The organism is Ensifer canadensis (assembly GCF_017488845.2).
In the GTDB taxonomy this organism is placed as follows: Bacteria; Pseudomonadota; Alphaproteobacteria; order Rhizobiales; family Rhizobiaceae; genus Ensifer; species Ensifer canadensis.
Window position 1 is genome coordinate 890,107 of record NZ_CP083371.1, and the last position, 18,147, is coordinate 908,253.

At 55.3% G+C, this 18,147-nt stretch carries 12 protein-coding genes and 1 pseudogene; 10 read left to right on the forward strand and 3 right to left on the reverse strand.

Translation table 11 applies throughout. The annotated features are described in order from the left end of the window. Positions 1–3: 3 nt before the first annotated feature. Positions 4–972, reverse strand: coding sequence for a GDP-L-fucose synthase (gene fcl / locus J3R84_RS23760; protein ID WP_203529829.1), 969 nt, complete (start codon positions 970–972; stop codon positions 4–6). Between the two features lie 219 nt (positions 973–1,191). Beyond that, the gene (gene gmd, locus J3R84_RS23765) at positions 1,192–2,313 is read right to left on the reverse strand and encodes a GDP-mannose 4,6-dehydratase (protein ID WP_203529802.1); all 1,122 of its coding nucleotides are present in this window, start codon (positions 2,311–2,313) and stop codon (positions 1,192–1,194) included. Between the two features lie 292 nt (positions 2,314–2,605). On the opposite strand from gmd, the gene J3R84_RS23770 reads away from it, so the two are divergent. The 4 genes and pseudogenes from J3R84_RS23770 to J3R84_RS23780 all read left to right on the forward strand — a co-directional run bounded on the left by J3R84_RS23770 (position 2,606) and on the right by J3R84_RS23780 (position 9,052). Then, on the forward strand, positions 2,606–4,501 hold the full coding sequence (locus J3R84_RS23770) for a glycosyltransferase family 4 protein (RefSeq protein WP_203529803.1): 1,896 nt from the start codon (positions 2,606–2,608) through the stop codon (positions 4,499–4,501). Positions 4,502–4,522: 21 nt separating this feature from the next. After that, a pseudogene (locus tag J3R84_RS39050) lies at positions 4,523–4,631 on the forward strand (IS3 family transposase); the annotation flags it as partial. Positions 4,632–4,812: 181 nt separating this feature from the next. Next, on the forward strand, positions 4,813–6,750 hold the full coding sequence (locus J3R84_RS23775; protein ID WP_203529804.1) for a glycosyltransferase: 1,938 nt from the start codon (positions 4,813–4,815) through the stop codon (positions 6,748–6,750). Between the two features lie 790 nt (positions 6,751–7,540). Next, the gene (locus J3R84_RS23780; protein WP_203529805.1) at positions 7,541–9,052 is read left to right on the forward strand and encodes a hypothetical protein; all 1,512 of its coding nucleotides are present in this window, start codon (positions 7,541–7,543) and stop codon (positions 9,050–9,052) included. A 136-nt stretch (positions 9,053–9,188) separates the two neighbouring features. Here J3R84_RS23780 and J3R84_RS23785 read toward each other — a convergent pair whose 3' ends face one another. Beyond that, on the reverse strand, positions 9,189–9,545 hold the full coding sequence (locus J3R84_RS23785; protein WP_203529806.1) for a hypothetical protein: 357 nt from the start codon (positions 9,543–9,545) through the stop codon (positions 9,189–9,191). Between the two features lie 188 nt (positions 9,546–9,733). Between J3R84_RS23785 and J3R84_RS23790 the strand changes: the two genes are divergently transcribed. The 6 genes from J3R84_RS23790 to J3R84_RS23815 all read left to right on the forward strand — a co-directional run bounded on the left by J3R84_RS23790 (position 9,734) and on the right by J3R84_RS23815 (position 18,093). Then, positions 9,734–11,161 (forward strand): mannose-1-phosphate guanylyltransferase/mannose-6-phosphate isomerase, encoded by a 1,428-nt coding sequence (locus tag J3R84_RS23790; protein ID WP_203529807.1) that lies wholly within the window; start codon positions 9,734–9,736, stop codon positions 11,159–11,161. A gap of 149 nt (positions 11,162–11,310) precedes the next feature. After that, entirely contained in the window at positions 11,311–11,982 is a 672-nt protein-coding gene (locus J3R84_RS23795; protein ID WP_203529808.1) for an acylneuraminate cytidylyltransferase family protein, read from the forward strand. Beyond that, positions 11,979–14,291 carry an N-acetylneuraminate synthase family protein gene (locus J3R84_RS23800; RefSeq protein WP_225968540.1) on the forward strand — a complete coding sequence of 771 codons (2,313 nt, stop codon included), beginning with the start codon at positions 11,979–11,981 and terminating at the stop codon, positions 14,289–14,291. The genes J3R84_RS23795 and J3R84_RS23800 overlap by 4 nt, the downstream gene beginning before the upstream one ends. 77 nt (positions 14,292–14,368) lie before the next feature. After that, a complete protein-coding gene (locus J3R84_RS23805; RefSeq protein ID WP_203529810.1) occupies positions 14,369–15,895 on the forward strand; it encodes a glycosyltransferase in 1,527 nt (508 codons plus the stop codon). Then, positions 15,892–17,271 (forward strand): protein-tyrosine phosphatase family protein, encoded by a 1,380-nt coding sequence (locus J3R84_RS23810; protein ID WP_203529811.1) that lies wholly within the window; start codon positions 15,892–15,894, stop codon positions 17,269–17,271. The genes J3R84_RS23805 and J3R84_RS23810 overlap by 4 nt, the downstream gene beginning before the upstream one ends. Positions 17,272–17,277: 6 nt before the next feature. Next, positions 17,278–18,093 carry a glycosyltransferase gene (locus J3R84_RS23815; RefSeq protein WP_203529812.1) on the forward strand — a complete coding sequence of 272 codons (816 nt, stop codon included), beginning with the start codon at positions 17,278–17,280 and terminating at the stop codon, positions 18,091–18,093. Positions 18,094–18,147: the final 54 nt, after the last annotated feature.

Genomic DNA, 18,147 nt, shown 5'->3' on the forward strand with positions numbered 1-18,147 from the left:
ACTTCAGGCGCGGAAGTCCTTCTGCGACTTAAACCACTCATAGGTCTCCATGATACCCGCCTCCAGGCTGATTTTTGCGGTCCATCCCATCCGCGCCAAGCGCCTCACGTCCATAAGTTTTCGCATTGTACCATCGGCCCTGCCGGTATCTGTCGAAATCCGTCCTGTAAAGCCTGTTGCCTTGGCGATAAGGTGTGCAAGTTCGAGGATTGTTACGTCCGTGCCTGAACCGACGTTAATGTGGCTCAACATCGGTTGTGTATTTGCCTCATAGACATCCTTTGGCAACTCAAGCACAAAAAGAGACGCTGCCGCCATGTCATCGACATGGAGGAATTCACGCATCGGCTTGCCCGAACCCCAGATTGTTACGACCTCGGCGCCGGTCTGGGCCGCCTCGTGGAAGCGGCGGATGAGCGCAGGCAGGACGTGGCTGTTTTCGGGGTGGAAGTTATCGCCGGGACCATAGAGGTTGGTCGGCATCACCGAGCGATAATCTGTTCCGTGCTGGCGGTTGTAGCTTTCACAGAGTTTTATGCCCGCGATCTTGGCAATGGCGTAGGGCTCGTTGGTCGGTTCCAGCACGCCGGTCAAAAGCGCATCCTCGCGCATGGGCTGGTCGACCGCGCGAGGATAGATGCAGGACGAACCTAGCTGCAGCAGTCGCTCGACCCCTGCGGTGAAGGACTGATGGATCACATTGGATTCGATCATCAGATTTTCGTAGATGAAGTCGGCCGGGTAGGTGTTGTTTGCATGGATGCCGCCCACCTTCGCTGCGGCAAGGATCACCACGTCGGGGCGCTCGGCTTGCATGAAATCATGCACGGCCTGCTGGTTCGTCAAATCGAGTTCGGCGTGGGTGCGGGTGACGAGATCGAGTACCTCACCCGCGTCCTTGCGAGCCTGCAAACGGCGCACGATTGCGCCCCCCACCATGCCGCGATGGCCTGCGATGTAGATTTTAGTCATCAAGTATCCTCAAGCGGAGGGAGGTTCTTCAGTGGCTGAACTGAGAGAGGCGTCGGACGCATCAGATCGTTGTTCGATTGGGCCGCCGCGGTTGGACGTCATCGCTGTATATGTACGGGTGAATCGAGGGCTAGTTAAGGCAGGTCACGCTGCTGCGCCGAGCAAGTGAACCGTGTCGTCTGCTCGACACTTGCATCCGAAGCACGGAGAGACCATTCATCACCCCTCCAGGCTTACCGGTACGTCGTGCCCGTGTGCCTTCAAAAAGGCGTGGCGCTGGGCGACCTTGAGATCCTGGGCGATCATTTCCGCGCACATCTCCTGCGCAGTGATCTCAGGTACCCAACCGAGCTTTTGCCGGGCCTTTTTTGCATCACCGAGCAGCGTCTCCACTTCGGCAGGGCGAAAATAGCGGGGATCAATACGAATAATCGTGTCGCCTGGCTTCACCGCTGGTGCATTGTCGCCCGTCACGGAACACACTGTGCCGATCTCATCCACACCCTCGCCGGAGAAGACCAGTTTAATACCGAGTTCGGCGGCGGACCATGTGATGAATTCGCGGACCGTGTACTGCAAGCCGGTGGCGATGACGAAGTCCTCGGGTTCCTCCTGCTGCATCATCATCCACTGCATGCGGACATAGTCCTTTGCATGGCCCCAGTCGCGCAGGGAATCTATGTTCCCCATGTAGATGCAGGATTCGAGGCCTTGCGCGATATTGGATAGTCCCCGGGTTATCTTGCGCGTCACGAAAGTTTCACCGCGCCGCGGGCTCTCGTGATTGAACAGAATTCCGTTGCAGGCATAAAGACCGTAGGCTTCGCGGTAGTTCACCGTGATCCAGTAGGCGTAGAGCTTTGCAACCGCATAAGGGCTGCGCGGGTAGAAGGGCGTCGTCTCGCGCTGAGGCGTTTCTTGGACCAGTCCGTAGAGTTCGGAGGTGGAAGCCTGATAGAATCGAGCGGTCCGCTCCAACCCGAGAAAGCGTATCGCCTCAAGAAGGCGCAGCGTGCCGATCGCGTCCACGTCCGCCGTGTACTCCGGCGCCTCGAAGCTCACGGCAACATGCGACTGAGCCCCGAGATTGTAGACCTCGTCCGGTTCCACTTCACGCAGAATGCGCGTCAGGTTCGACGTGTCCGAAAGATCGCCGTAGTGCAACTTGAAATGCGCGTTGTTGATATGCGGGTCCTGATATATGTGATCAACGCGCTGTGTATTAAATAGTGATGCCCGTCGCTTGATACCATGGACCTCATAGCCTTTCTCGAGCAGTAATTCAGCAAGATAAGACCCGTCTTGACCTGTGATCCCCGTGATAAGCGCGCGTTTTACCATGAACTCAGTTCCAAATATACTTTGATGTAGCAGTTACAGGCATGCGCCAGTATCCGCGTGAGGAAAGCTAACAGCTTGTCGCTGCAAGGTCGAGCCGTATAATTGGTTCTCATCACAGCGTAAAGTCCGCGAGTCTTGAGAAACGATATCCAAATCATTGGCGGGTTCGGCTTCAATCCCTGGGCCATTCTAATGTTGATGGCTGGTTGCAATCTTTCCCACACGCGGCGGCGATCTGCTAAAGAAGGCCCAATGATGGGCATGCCATAAAGTATCAGTTCGGGATGCAACGATGAGACTGCTTTCACAGATCAATCGAATTCACGAAAAGGCATGGAGGCTGGCCGACAATATCGGCAGTTTTTCAACCCGTAAGGAAATTGCCAGGTCAGGCTTTTTCGATGCCGATTGGTACCTCCTGTCCCATCCTTACCTTGCCCGTGACGGAATCGACCCGCTAACACATTTCATCAAGAATGGCCGTAGGCATCTGCTGTCGCCGAGCCGGAAATTCGACACGGCTCGTTACCTGGACCAGCACGCTGATGCGGTCGCCTCGGATATCAATCCGTTGGTGCACTACCTCAGGCAAGGAAAGCGGGACGGTCTTTCGATCTGGGAGACGCCACCAAGCGCCGCGGACCGGATAAAATCCTCCGGATTGTTTGATGAGCGCTGGTATCTCAACACGTACCCGGACGCACTGGAAAGCGGTCAGCCGCCTCTACTGCACTATCTCGTGCAAGGATATCGGGACGGCAAATCACCAGGCCCTGATTTCGACGCCGCATGGTATTCGGGCCACTATCCCGATATCGGTGGCATCGATCCGTTGCTGCATTACATCGACCATGGACGCGACGAAGGAAGGGCGCCGGTACGACCATTACGGATCCTGCAGCTGGCCAAGGAAACAGTCGGGAGCGTTGAAGACCTCGAGCCGGAGCTCTACTCGACTGACTTTTTCGAGCGTGCAGACAACATTGCCATCGCTGGCGGCCCTGCACGTCATCCTCTTTCACGGTCGTTCGAAGAGATCGTAAAGGCCGTGCCTGCCCCACCGCGCGCAATCGTCTTCGTGCCGTGGCTCATTCATGGCGGCGCCAACCTCGTTGCGTCACATGCTGTCGAAGCCCTCGCGAAAGTGCACGGTCCCAGGTCCGTCGTGGTTGTCACCACGGACGATGATCGTCTCGAAGCGCTGCATCTCGTCCCAGAGGGGGTCACGGTGATCTCCCTCGTAAGAAGCGATGAACGCCTTTCTGAGGGCAGTCGCAAGGATCTCGTCGACCTTATGGTGCGAGGGCTCCGGCCCGATGTCGTGCTGAACGTGAACAGCCGGGCCTGCTGGGAAGCGTATAAATATTTCGGTCAGCGCCTGTCGAACTTCAGCCGCTTGTACGCAATGCTGTCTTGTCCTGATTATTCGGAACGCGGTCGCAGGACTGCCTACTCCGATCTGTATATCCCCCACTGCCTGCCGAACCTGAGCGGTGTTTATTTCGACAACCGCACCTACATCAGCAACTTGAGCTCGCAGCTCGGCGTGCCGGGTGAACTTCAGAGATTGTTCGTCCCGCTGTATCAGCCCGCGCCCCGGCAAACACCCCCCGATCCGAGAGCTGAGAAATCCCGCCGACTGCAGGTCTTATGGGCAGGTCGACTTGCCCGACAGAAGAACGTGCAGTTGCTGGCCGATATCGCCAGAGACGCCCCGCAGTTCGACTTCCACATATGGGGCCGCGGCGAAAAGGAGTTCGAGAAGATCGTAACCGATCTCCAGGAGCGTTGTGACAACGTTCAATTTCACGGGCGCTACGACAGGTTCGATGAGCTTCCGTCGCCGGAATACGACGCGCTTCTATACACCTCGCTGTGGGACGGGTTGCCGAACGTTCTTCTCGAAGCCGCAGCCGCAGGGCTCCCGATCGTGAGCTCAGATGTGGGCGGCATCGGGGAATTGGTGGACCAACAGACAAGCTGGCTGGTGTCGAGCCTGACCGATACGGCTCCCTATATCGATGCCCTGAGCACCATAGCTGGTGATCAGGAACAGGTTCTCGCCAGAAAAAAGGAGATGGCACAGCGGCTGGAGGACCGACATGGCTGGGACCGCTATCTTCAGACGCTCGCTGCCGAGCCAAGAAAGACGTTTGGCTTGTTGATGCCGAAATCTCTTCTAGGCTAGACGCGGGATTCAAGCGGTTCCATGGCGGATCGTCTGGACGATGGTAGGCTTTCCACCTTCTGAACGTACTGGACGACTTCAACCGTGGGGGGCGGGGTGCGAAGTGGATTTCTCGCTTCCAGCCGAGCGCGGATCGGCGCCGGCGCGCTACTGCGACGTGCCAAAGCCACCGTCCGGCCTGCTCAATGCTCGATCATAGCGGTTGAAATGCGCATGCCCTAAAATTGATACCTGCCTCTACCGCAACGGCGGAGAAATCAGATGGCACAAAAAGTGGAAGCTAAGGGCAAATTTTTAACGAAGGTATCGAAGTGGAACATACAGAAAAATTTGTTGGCCAATACTATAGATATCCAGATTTAACGGGATTTCGCCAAGCTGAAGGAGGAAAGCGGTTACACGAGCCCAGCCTTCGCACAAGCTCCGATACTCCGTTGGTTACTGTGATAACTGTTTGTAAAAATTCTTCAAAAACAATAACGCAGACGATTAGTTCGGTTATAGATCAGGATTATAATAATATTGAATACATAATCGTGGATGGGGTTTCTACTGATGGAACTATTGAAATAATAAAAGATTTCGAAGGCGCGCTGGATTATTACATTTCCGAGCCGGATACAGGAATATACGATGCGATGAACAAGGGGCTGAGGTTGGCCCGGGGCGAATACATAATTATTGTAAATTCCGACGACTGGTATGAGCGGAATGCTGTCAGTTCGCTGGTGTCCGCAATCCGCTATACGGATTGTGATTTCGTCGGCGCTTTGGCGCGATACTTCAACGAGGATGGGCAGTCCTTCGTGTTGCCGACCATGTCTTATAACAAATCGACCTTGTTGCGGATGCCTGTCCGCCATGAATCCCTCCTCATCCCGTCGCGCATCTATGACGAGGTGGGGCCTTACTGTGATGTCTATAAAATCATTGCGGACTATGAATTCTGCGTCCGCCTCTACAGGAGCGGCATGCGATATTATGAAGTTCCGCACCCTCTCCTGAACTTCAGAACCAGTGGCGTATCCAATACCGATATCAAAAACCTGCATAGCGAACACAGCGATCTACTGCGCCGTATCTTTCCCTTTCTTGCCGCTGACGAGGCGTCTCGCCTCAGCAATCATGTCGTTGCCCGACCCTATGACTTCATCAGGGTAATCGAAAAGAATCTCGATCAATACGATTTTGTACTCGCGGGTCGCGCGATGCTCCAGGATTATCGAAAGGTGTGGGGCGGTCCATGGTCGCACGGACCGCTTGATCATGCGACGAAGTATGTCTCGTATATCTATCCCGAAGTCAGCGTCATAATCCCGCTGAAAGATGCCTTATCATCGCTGGAAAAAACGATCAGATCTCTGTTGAATCAGGCGTTATATGACATTGAAGTAATATGCATCGATGATGGAGTATCCAGCGACCGTTTAGCTGTCGCGTCTGATCTTTCCCAAGGCGACAGAAGAATACGGATCGTAAAAACAACTACTGATGACGTCGGTTCGGGTGTGGCGCTAAACGCAGGCATCCGGGAGGCGCGAGGGGCGTACATATTTTCGTTCGATGGTCGGTACGAGTTGGCCGACAACTGCCTGGTAAATTTCTACCAAGCGGCAACGAACAACCAGAGCGATGTCGTTTTCGGCGCGTTCGCCAACGGGGATGGGCATAAAGCGGAGCGCGCCGAAACAGATGACCGCCTCCTCACTGGAGCAGGCTCTGTCGTTTCGAACCTTACGGTCGAGCAATTCGCTGGATCGGTGGATAGTTTGCAGCTCGTCTGGGGGAGCTTTTGCAAGCGCGATTTTGCCGAAATGATCCTTTATCCGGAGAAACTTGGCGCCGCCTCCACAAGTGTTTTCCTGTTGCGGGCGTTTTGCACGGCGAATGTGGTTACGGTAGTCGAGGAGACCGGACGCGCCGGTTCGGCGCAGTTTGATGAGCAGAATGCCCGACGTTCGCTGAGCAGTTGTCTCGATGAGCTGGCATGTCGCCACATGATCTGGGGGGTTCTCAGCGCGGCCGGGCATCTCAAACTCGCAAACCACCTCCTCTTCGACGATTGGAACCCGCAGACTTTTCGGGATGTGGAGAACGGCTTCTCCGAGGATGAGAGAAGCCAATTTTACCGGGCACTGTCTGATGTGTTCCAGCGAACGGGACAGCCCGAGATGCAATCCTGCGAAAAGCTCGACCTTCGTGCCATGTTCATACGCAACTTCGAGATTTACGGATTGCCCCTGCCCTGAGGCCAAGGTTGGACCGCCGGAAATTGGAGTTTTCCGGCTGCGAGAAGATGGTGCAATTGCCGACACCAAGCTGACCGATGCCGGACCGCATGGTGGACGCTGGCCTTCTGGCTTACATCTTGGTCTCGAAGTTCGACGACCATCTGCCGCTGTGTGATCGGACAAGTTCTATCAATTCACTATGCACGACCAGGGCCCCGCTTCTGTTCGTGGTCGGCCACGCTGCCACAAGATGCGAACTAAACAGGTGGATGGCACGTCGTTCCGTGCTCTAAGCGACGTCGGCAGACGCGTGCTCAGTCAACTTTCGTCCCTGCTCGGGACATCGCATTCGACATGCCTGCGTTTCCGCGTCGGACGAGACTTGATCAAACGAACGCTTTCTTTTCATAATTGGCAAGCTGAGGCCGCTCAGGCAGCGTAATTCAGGACATGAGCGCGTCGATTTCGCTGCGAGCCATCGTGAGTGCTTGCGTGTGATGGTCTGGGGCCTGATGGCCCCGTTCGACGCTGTTGGAGTCGAGCTCGATGCGGCTGCCGGAGCATCATAACCGATGCCCGGCCTCGCAAACTATAAGCTCGGCAGGAAGACATGCCCTGTCGGGAGGGATTGCCCGTTCTAAATTAGGAATGAACTTGAATGGCAAAACGCGGGTGTATGGCCTGTGTGCAGCCGCGCAGGCGGGCAGTTACGGCTTGACGATAACCCCATCCGCGTATAGTCAGATCCAACTCTTGCCGGACGGTCCCCGCGGCCTATGGTCAGGCAAATCGCCAACGGAAGCATGATATGTTCGAGACTGAAGCAGTTGACTTTCCAGAAGAAAATCTGGGTCACCTCGCAACCGATCTTGTGAGGCTTACCCGTGATAAGCTGGAGTCTGCCGAAGTCACCGTGATCGTGGCGTCGGGGCCGAAAGGGGCCGATTTGCTTGAGCGAACCATCGCCGAAACAACCCGCGGCCCCATCTTGGCGCTTTACGATTCTGCCCAATATGCAGTGGCGCGCGATATGGATAGCTTTCGCCTGCCGTCTTCCAGTCTTGCTGCCTGGAAGGCCGACGCTGCAATGCTGCTGTTGCTATATCGGAAACATCGCCGCCGCATCGTTTTTGTGTCGCTGGCCGCAGCTCAGGCAGAGCCGGAGCAATTCTGGTCCAAGGTGATCAGCCATTTCAAGATTGCCGACGACACAGTGCCCGTCGCGGCGTTGCCGTCTTGTACGCAAGCCCGGAAGGCATGGCACACGGTTCTGGCGCATCAGGCGGTTTCTGCCGATGCAGAGGCGCAAGCACTAGATTTTGAACTGGAAGCGGCTGCGTTGCCGTTGGAGCTCAAGAGCTTCGACAGCGATTCCGCATTTGCCGAAATCAGCGAGATGATCACAGGCAGAGAGGGCGCCGAGTCCGAGCGCCAGAACCAGCTGGCGCGGTTCGAGGCATCCTTGCCGACAGAGGCCACTGAAATTGCGGCGGTGAAACAGCGTCTCGTCTTGCTTGGTGCCGAACGTGATCTGCTGCTACAACAGTTGTCCGATATGGAGGATGCTTTTCTCGATCAACTGCCGGCAGCCGGTGCCGACAGTGATATCCTAGTGAAAAATGGCGTAGAGGGAATCGACCAGGCAGCATCGATCCTGCCCGACACCGCCGCGCGGCAACGGCATACGCGAGGGGAACGTGCATTGCTGCTCGATCAGCTATCCGAAATGGAAGCTGTCCTCGTTGATCAGCAGCGGACGATCTCCGAACAGCGGGATAGCATCGCCAAGGTACGTGACGAAGCCAAGGCGGCCGGTCGCCTGGTAACGTTGCTACAGGCAAGGCTGGTGGACGAAGAAATGCAGCGCGCGTCCGCCAAGACAAAGCCTTCCATGGACCAGAGCGCTGCCTTGGGTTTCCTTGATGTTCCGGCCCATATCGGTGAAACCATTCATGCGCTCCTCAACAACTCTGCATGGAACAAGTTGCCGGCAATGCTGCGTCGCCGCTGGCAGATGCGCGTCCTGAAAGCGTCCGGCCTGGTCGATCCGGCGTGGTATCTGGAACATCACAAGGATGTCGCTGAGGCGAATGTCGACCCGCTCAAACATTATATGGAACACGGCGCAAAAGAAGGGCGCGCGTCCAATCCCAGCTTCGCTGAGAAACATGCGCGCATGCTCACTGAAACGGGCCTCTTTGATCCCGTGTGGTATCTGAGATACTATAAGGATGTGGCAGAGGTGAAGATGGACCCGGTAAGGCACTATATCGAGCATGGGGCAAAAGAGGGGCGGGCGCCGAACGCAGGCTATCTCTAGCATCTTCCCGCCGACCTCGTGAAGCGTACCAGTGGTGCGAGACACGCACGTGGACCGGTTTGTCTTTCGTTGATGGTGCCAACTCCCTAACCAATTGGATTGGGAGGCTATCGTTGCCAAGAATCCGCGCGTCACTTCATTGACAACGTTTTTTACGTGGAAGTCGGCCACTAGCGAACTGATTGTTGGCGAAATTCAGAGACCAGCGAGCAATTGCCGACGACGCGCCGCCTGACTTTCCATCTCGCCGAAGCAAGATAAACAGCGAGGATAGCTGAAACGCCGTCGCTCGTTTGGCTCGCGAAATCGGAATGAAAAGTTGAATTTTCTCGGTTGTATGATCGAGGGCGGTTTTGATGAAGACGAGCAGCTTCAGCGAACCCCAAATCCTCGCCGACGACAACCTCACCGCTTTCCTCCGCCCGGCACGATCGCGAAGAAGAGCGATGTTGAAGGGCTGTGCGTCTCGTTCAGCGCCGGGTGTATCGTGCATCTTCGCCCCTGCGGCAATGCGCCGGAGATGTGCTGCTATGTCGAGGCGGGGAAGACGCAGCCGCAAATCTTCGATCCCGGGGGCTAGACCTGATCCGCTGCCGCGTGCAGACAGCACATCCGACAAATTCTAGCGACAACCTTTGACGCCCCCTTGACGATCGGGGCAATGAACTGGAGGCTTTTTTCATGACGAGCAAGATTATCCCCGTGATCATGGCAGGCGGCAAGGGTACACGGCTGTGGCCACTGTCGCGCGCAACGGCGCCGAAGCAATTCATCCAGTTCGTCGGCGACCGCTCGTTGTTCCAGGCGACGTTGTTGCGAGTCTCCGATCCCGCACTCTACGAGTTGCCGATCGTCATCACCAATGACGATTTCCGCTTTCTGGCTGCCGAACAGGCCCGTGAGATCGGCGTTGGGCTGTCGGCTACGCTGCTCGAGCCGATGGCGCGCAACACCGCCGCCGCCGCTGCCGCCGCCGCCGCCTTCATTGCTAAAAAATTCGGCGACGACGCCCTGCTTCTGGTGCTTGCCTCCGACCACGAGATCACCGCAGACGCCAACTATGTTGAGGCCATCCGGATCGCGCAGAAGACGGCCGCATCCGGCAAGCTCGTCACCTTCGGCATCACCCCGACCAAGCCCGCTACGGGCTATGGCTATATCGAGATGGGCGACAAACTTTCCAACGGCGCAGCCAAGGTGAAGCGCTTCATCGAGAAGCCGGCTCTTGCAGAAGCAGAGAAGATGTTGGCCACCGGCGGCTTTGTCTGGAATTCAGGCTTTTTCATGTTCAAGGCAGCGGATGTGCTGCAGGAACTGTCTGTGCATGCGCCGGATGTTGAGCTGGCTGCTACGCAGGCCGTCGCCAAGGCCGCCAGTGATCTCGACTTCATTCGCCTCGAAGCGGATGCTTTTGCCGCAAGCCCGGACATTTCTATTGACTACGCGATTATGGAAAAGACCGCTAACGCCGCCGTCGTGCCAGCCTCCTTCATCTGGTCTGACATGGGCAGCTGGGATGCAGTGTGGAAGGGGGGAATTCAGGACAAGGCCGGCAATGTTGCTTCCGGTAATGCGACGCTAATCAACACAAAAAATTCGCTGGTCATCTCGCGCCATAGCCATCTGGCGGTGCAGGGCCTGGAAGGCGTCGCAGTCATTGCCAGTGAGGATGCGGTCTATGTCGGCCGCCTTGAGGATAGCCAGAACGTCGGAACGCTGGTGAAGCAGCTTGCCGCCGCCAAATCGACTGCGGCACTGACCGTGACGCATCCGACATCCTACCGACCGTGGGGCGGCTATACATCGATCCTGACCGGCGACCGTTTTCAGGTGAAGAGGCTGTTTGTAACGCCGGGCAAGAAGCTTTCGTTGCAGAAGCACCATCACCGCTCGGAACACTGGATCTGCGTGAAGGGTACGGCTGAAGTGACCGTCGGCGATCAGGTGAAAATGATATGCGAGAATGAATCCGTCTACATTCCGCAGGGCGAAGTTCACCGTCTAGCGAATCCCGGTAAGATCATGCTGGAGATGATCGAGGTACAGACGGGATCGTATCTCGGGGAGGATGACATCATCCGTATCGTCGACGAATTCGGACGAGGTTGAAGGCTTGGGCTGACTGACCAGTGTCGTCAGCTCTCGCGCAACGCGACGACCGGAGATCGAAATGTCAGGGATTTCGACCGTGTACTGGACATCCCAAACCGGAGAACCTATAGACGCACAGTAAGTTTGCCAGCTTTTCGGTAGCATGAATGTCTCAGACGCAAATCACCGCTCTTATCCCGCTTCGAGGTGGATCCAAGAGCATTCCGGATAAGAACATCAAGACGCTTGCCGATCGTCCCCTTTGCGCGTGGGTGTTGAAGGCGGCTTGCGATTGCGACGCCATCGGCAGCGTGTATGTGTCGACCGACAGCGACAAAATACGGCAGGTCGTCGAAGGGCTGGGTCTCCCAGTCACGGTGATTGATCGCCCGCAGCAACTGGCGCAGGACCATTCGTCAACCGAAGACGTGATGATGCATTTCGCATCCGTCGTGCCATTCGAAACGCTGGTTACCATTCAAGCAACGTCTCCCCTTCTTGAAGGCCGTGACCTCGATAAAGCCTTGAAGCTTTTCGAGGCTGGCAGTTATGACAGTATGCTTTCTGCTGTAAGACTAAAGCGATTCTTTTGGAATGATGATTTCACGCCAGTGAATTACGACCCACTACATCGCCCACGGCGGCAGGTCTTTGATGGAATATTGATGGAAAACGGCGCGTTTTACGTCACGACACGCCGAATGCTGGAAACGAGCAAATGTCGTCTGGGCGGAAAGACAGCTGTGTATGAAATGGGCGAACACACAGCGGTGGAAATAGACGAGCCCGAAGATTGGGTTTTAGTGGAACGCGTTCTGCAAAAGCGAGGTTTGAGATGATTACCCTCAAAAACTACTCCAAGTTTGTGGTTTTCGTCGAAGATAGTATGTCGCTTGCGTTGAATAAGATCAGCGAGAACAAGAGCCGTATCATATTCGTCGTAACGAGCGGCGGTCACCTTGAAGGTGTTCTCACGGACGGCGATGTGCGTCGTTGGCTCGTCAGTTCCAACGAGATCAATCTGGATGTCAGCGTTTCCAAGGTGATGAACCGGAATTACGCCTCGGTGGCCCATGACGCGCCGCGGGAGAAGGTCATGGCGATGTTGACGCCTTCTATCCTCGCGCTGCCCATGGTGGATGACAATCACCGTCTGGTGGGAGTCACGCTGCCCAGAACGCTGCGGCTCGACGTCGGTGCGCGTGCGATCGCCGAAGATGCGCCATGCTTCATCATCGCGGAAATCGGGAACAATCACAATGGAAGCCTGGAGGCTGCGATCAACCTGATCGATCTCGCGGCTAACGCCGGCGTGGATTGCGCCAAGTTCCAGATGCGCGACATGAAGACGCTGTATCACAAGCACGAGAAGCACGGCGATGCCGGTGAGGATCTGGGCGCGCAATACACACTCGACCTGCTCGCCAAGTTCCAGCTCAGCGACGACGATCTCTATCGGGCCTTCGACCATTGCGCAAAACGTGGACTGGAGCCGATGTGCACCCCTTGGGACGAGGCTAGCCTCGAGAAGCTGGAGGCATACGGCGTGCCGGGTTATAAGGTCGCGTCCGCGGACTTTACCAACCACGCGCTGCTGTCGCAGATCGCTTCCAAGCAAAAGCCGATGTTGTGCTCGACCGGCATGTCCACCGAAGCGGAGATCAGCGAAAGCGTTCGGCATCTCGAATTCGTGGGCGCGCCCTATGTGCTCCTGCACTGCAACTCGACATATCCCACTCCGGACAAGGACGTGAATCTGCGTTACATGCAGCATCTGCGGGGCCTTAGCCGCGGCTTGGTCGGCTACTCCGGCCATGAGCGCGGGATCCATGTGCCGATTGCTGCCGTTGCTCTCGGCGCTAAGGTCATCGAGAAGCACTTCACCACGGACCGGGGGATGGAAGGCAACGATCACAAGGTCAGCATCCTGCCAGATGAGCTGACCGCCATGGTTCAGGCGATCCGTCAGATTGAAGTAGCAATGGGTACGGAGGAGGCGCGCACGATATCGCAAGGCGAGCTCATGAATCGCGAAGTCCTGGCCAAGAGCCTCGTAGCCGGCCAGGACATCCCGGCCGGCGTCGAGATCACCGAGGCAATGCTTGACACGAAGAGCCCCGGCAAAGGTCTTCAGCCGAACCGGCTGCGAGATCTCGTGGGCCACAAACTTAGCGCTGGAAAGGTGAAAGGGGATTTCTTCTTCGAAAGCGATATTTCCAGCATGGGCGTGACGGCGCGCAACTACTCCTTCGATGCGCGATGGGGTATTCCCGTGCGCTATCACGACTTCGACAAGCTGCTTTCCATGTCGAACATGGACCTCGTCGAAATCCATCTGTCCTACAAGGACATGAATGAGGATTTTCACAAGTACATACCGGAACCGCTGGACCTCGGATTGGTCATCCACGCCCCCGAACTGTTTGCCGGCGACCATACGCTGGACCTGTGCACCAGCGACGAGGACTACCGCCGTCATTCGGTCAAGGAACTCGCCCGCGTAGCGGAACTGACGCGAAAGCTTGCTCCTTACTTTAAGAAGACCGAACGCCCGTGTATCGTCGCGAACGTGGGTGGGTTCACGCACCACGGGCACCTGAGCCGCATGGAGGCCATGGCGCTTTACGAAAAGGTCCATGCGAGCCTGCAGGAAATAGATCTGTCCGGCGTCGAGATCATTCCGCAGACCATGCCGCCCTATCCCTGGCACTTTGGCGGACAACAATTCCACAACATCTTCACGCACGGTGACGAGATTGTGGAGTTCTGCGAAAAGTTCGGAATGCGGATCTGCCTCGATGTGTCGCATTCCAAGCTCTCGTGCAATCACCAAAAGGTTTCGCTGGCCAGCTTCCTGACCAAGGTCGCTCCCTACACCGCGCACTACCATATTGCCGACGCAAAGGGTGTCGATGGCGAGGGCCTGCAGATCGGTGAAGGCGAGATTGACTGGATGGAATTCTTCAGCATTTATAAAAAAGGTTCGCCGAACGCGACCTTCATCCCGGAAATCTGGCAGGGTCACAAAAATAATGGCGAAGGCGCGTGGATCGCCTTGGAGCGTTTGGAGGAGTTTGCCAACGCCTCAGGTGCTGGTGCCAGCAATATATCCAATAATGTGCCTTATGAAAAAGCGCGTAATTATTAATATTACAGTTTATAATTAGCTCATATCAGTTGCGCGCCACGCGTCTTGGCCGCTTAGTTGGTTTCAGCGGAGATCTTATGGACGTCTACGAAATTTTAAAGGATTCTATTGGGAAGTCGAAAAATAACCTGCACTTCCTCAGCCATTTTGCAAACAGTCTCAGTAACGATTTCCCCGGCGAAGCTTCTGCGGTCACGAACTGGAAGGAAGCGGTCCAAAATCGCGACGGCGCCAATGAGCCAACCGTCAGTGATGCGCCCTTTGCGTGGGTAGGCCCTCATCGCGTCAACGAAGAGAAGCCCGTACAGGATTTCTTCGATCTGGTTCTCGCCGCTCAACAGCAGTTTTTCACCGCCGAAAACTATCGCTTTCTGGCGGAATATGGTGGCCGGCAAAGGGTGTTTTTGCACACGACGTCAATCGCCAGTGATGCGGGGCGAATGAAATCGCCTTTGCTGTCCGAATTCACGATACTGGTCTACAAATACTCGCAAAACACGGGTGCCCACCTCAATATCAAACGTCTCGAAACGATGTTCGAGAACCTCGCGATCTTGGATGTGAAGGATCTTTCTGCCGCATCCGCCTTCGACGGATGCTCGGGAAGACCCAACATTCTCATAAATACCATCCAGCCAGTAACGCTCTGGCCCGAGTTTGAAAACTTCATAAAAAGGGCCAACGAAAAAAACATAACGATCGTTTACTACTTCCATGAGGGCGATGACATCATCGGCCGGTTTGCGGCCGAGGAGAGCAGGTCTCTTTCGGCGTTCAGGGCGAGTTTGCCGCGCGCTCACTTCTTGTCGCTGACCAACGACCAGGAATTGGTTCTCCAGAAGCATTTCCCAGAAATATCCAGCGATAGACTGCATTTCCAAGGCAACGTTCTGTCTCACGATGACTATGACTTTCCGCCGCGCGTGCTGAGCGGGGCGCAGCGATTTATGGTCGTCATAGGCTCAATTCAGCCCCGCAAGGGAATCGATTTTGTAAAGTGCCTGACCAGGGCGATCGAAAAAGCCGATCCCGATATGCATGTGCTGTGGCTTGGCCTGCCAAACAGGTATGAACCGTCGTATTGGCGCGACATTCCGAAAAACCTTCACTTCATGGGCGACTTGTCCGGTGCAGCGCGCAAAGTCGTGTGTGCGAGAGCCGATGCCTTACTGATGCCGTCAGAAGTGGAGCCATTTTCATTTTCGGTTGCCGAGGCAATCATCGCGGGTCTGCCCATTGTTTTCCGTCCGGATCGCTGCGGGTTGCTCGAGCAGATCGAAGCAATGAAGGAGCACGCCAGCGCTTGCTTCGGCCTTGAAGAGATCACCGACGAAAGTGTCTCTTCGCTCCTCCAATTTCTCGATCGCTCCAGGGTCAACAAGACAAATACCCTGTCGGCGAAAGTCGAAGAAATTATGGAGCCAAATCGATATGCACACCGAATTCGCCGAAATTTGATGCGGATATTGAATACGCGTGCGACGCATGAAGTAGCAAGAAAATCACCGCCGAAACCGTCGCCTTCAAAGTATTTTTCAGGTGACGGGTACGACAAAGAAAAAAGCACGAGTAAATGGCGCAAGGTTTTCGAGAGAAATAGATGAATTCTACCTTACCGCGAATTGTTAAAAATCTTCTCGTCCAGAATGGCGCCAAACGCTCACCCATTGCCTATGCCATCGTGCACGATCTCGCACATACGCTCGTGGTCGGCAATGACCATGACCGGACGCCAGCCTATTCGGTCGAAAAATTCAATCAGCCGATAGCGCGCTTACGAGCGCTCGATCGCGACATGCTGGCTGCGCGGCGGGATACGTATAAAGTCGCGTTCCTTTGCCAAAACACGCAGCGTCCAAATTACATATATCCAATGCTTCATGCCTTGGAACAGGACCGCCGGTTCCATGATAAAAGCAATTTGGCGATCGATATCGTGTATTATGGCGAGCCTGTTTCTGCTGATTTCTTGAAAGCGATCGAGTGGCGCGTGCGTGAGAGACATGGGAAAACCGTGTCGGTTTCGCAGACGAGCGTTAATTCGATTATGGAGCGTTGGGTTCCCGACGAACAGTATATCGATACCCTGTTCGCACAGATCGAGAAAATAGCGAGCTTGCAGGGGACCGAAAATATCCCGGAAACCGTTATTCAGGAAAGTGTCGAATCGGTATGCAGTGCCTATTCTGCTTTCGTGCAGTATTTCGGCGCAAGTAATGTGCAGGCTGTTTACACGGCTAACGATCAGTGGCACCCGACGTCATCCGCTTTTGCTGCCGCAGTGACCTCTGGGGTAAGAACTATCTTGTCTTACCACGGAACGATACCTGAGTTCGCATTGTATTCGTATGCAGATACCGTCTATTACTACAGCTACAGAATGGATGCCGAAACCGTTTTTCCCATTCAATCCGCACGCTTCGTTCCATTTTCGACACCCTTGGATATTTACCAGTTTGAATTGAAACATCCCACGCTCCTGTTTGAGAGCGTGCTTGAACGGGATGTGGCGAAACGCGGCTCGACCCTCGGCATCGTTGCCGCATTGAGCGGCGATCTGACATATTCGATCACCGACTACGCCAGTTCGTTACAGCAATGCCTGCAGGTCGCCGCGAAGATCCGCAATAGCGGAGCCAGCAATCTCCAAGTGCTGATATTGCCTCATCCATCGGACAAGAGGAGCAATTACGAAGCAGCCTACAACGACTTCATCGCGCGCTCCGGCCTTCCCCTGGACAAGGTCAAGGTCAATTATGGCATGGACTTGCTTGATTTCGCGACGCGCTGCGGACCGATCATAGGATGCCCTTCGACAGCGTTCGATTCACTTTTCGCGTGTAGTTATCCTGCGCGAGTCGTTGCATCCGAGATGTTGCTGCACGAGGTATTCGGTTACAATCCGTATGCGAACTCGCCCGTTCATTGTGACGACACGGCAGACCTTGCCGTTTTCGCTCGGCAATTCCTGGAAGGTTAGCGGTCCATGAAGTTCTCTATCGTCCTGAATTCGTTCAATCAGGTGGCAACGATCGAACGCACGATTGTGTCCTGCATCAAGCAAGCGGTTGACAAGGAGATTATTCTGGTCGACGCCGGAAGCACCGATGGCACGCTGGAGATTGTCGAGCGGTATCGGAACCAGATCGACAAGATCATCGTTAACACCTCGGTCGATCTTGGGCAGTCACACGCCATCAATCTGGGCTTCGCTAACTCCACAGGCGACATTCAATGCTGGATCAACTCCGACGACTGGTTTGAAGACGACGGCCTTGAACGGATTGAGCCTATCTTCAGGGCTAATTCTCATCCGTTTACCTGGGTAATAGCGTGCTGCAACCTTTACAACGAGGAACAGAAGGAGATTTTCTCTGTCAGGCGGGTCAACCATCTGGATATGGGAGTCGCGCTTGAGTACGGCTCGCGCTTCTGGGTACCGCAGCAGTCTACATTCTGGCGACGCGAGATGTTCGAGACCGTGGGACCACTTGTTGTTCATGATCACGTGACGATGGACGTTGAAATGTTCATGCGTTTCACGGCAATGCGTAAGCCCTACCTCTCGAGCGAAGTGGTGTCGAATTACGCTTTTCACAACGCTTCAAAAGGCTCGGTCTTGCGCATGGAAAGCTTTGTGTCGCAGAATAAGCTCCGGATGCACTACGCGGCGATGTTTCAATCGTACTTCGCGACGGAAGGGCTCGACATCGGCAACACACCTGTACATTTCCGCCGGGCACTTCAGAGCGACCTCCAGCGCTTTGTTAGCCATGTTAGAAGTCGAAACGCCGCGAGTTGAGGTTAAAACAGGCTCCAGAGAACTGTCGCCCGGGTTCTTGGTGTGCAGTAGGAG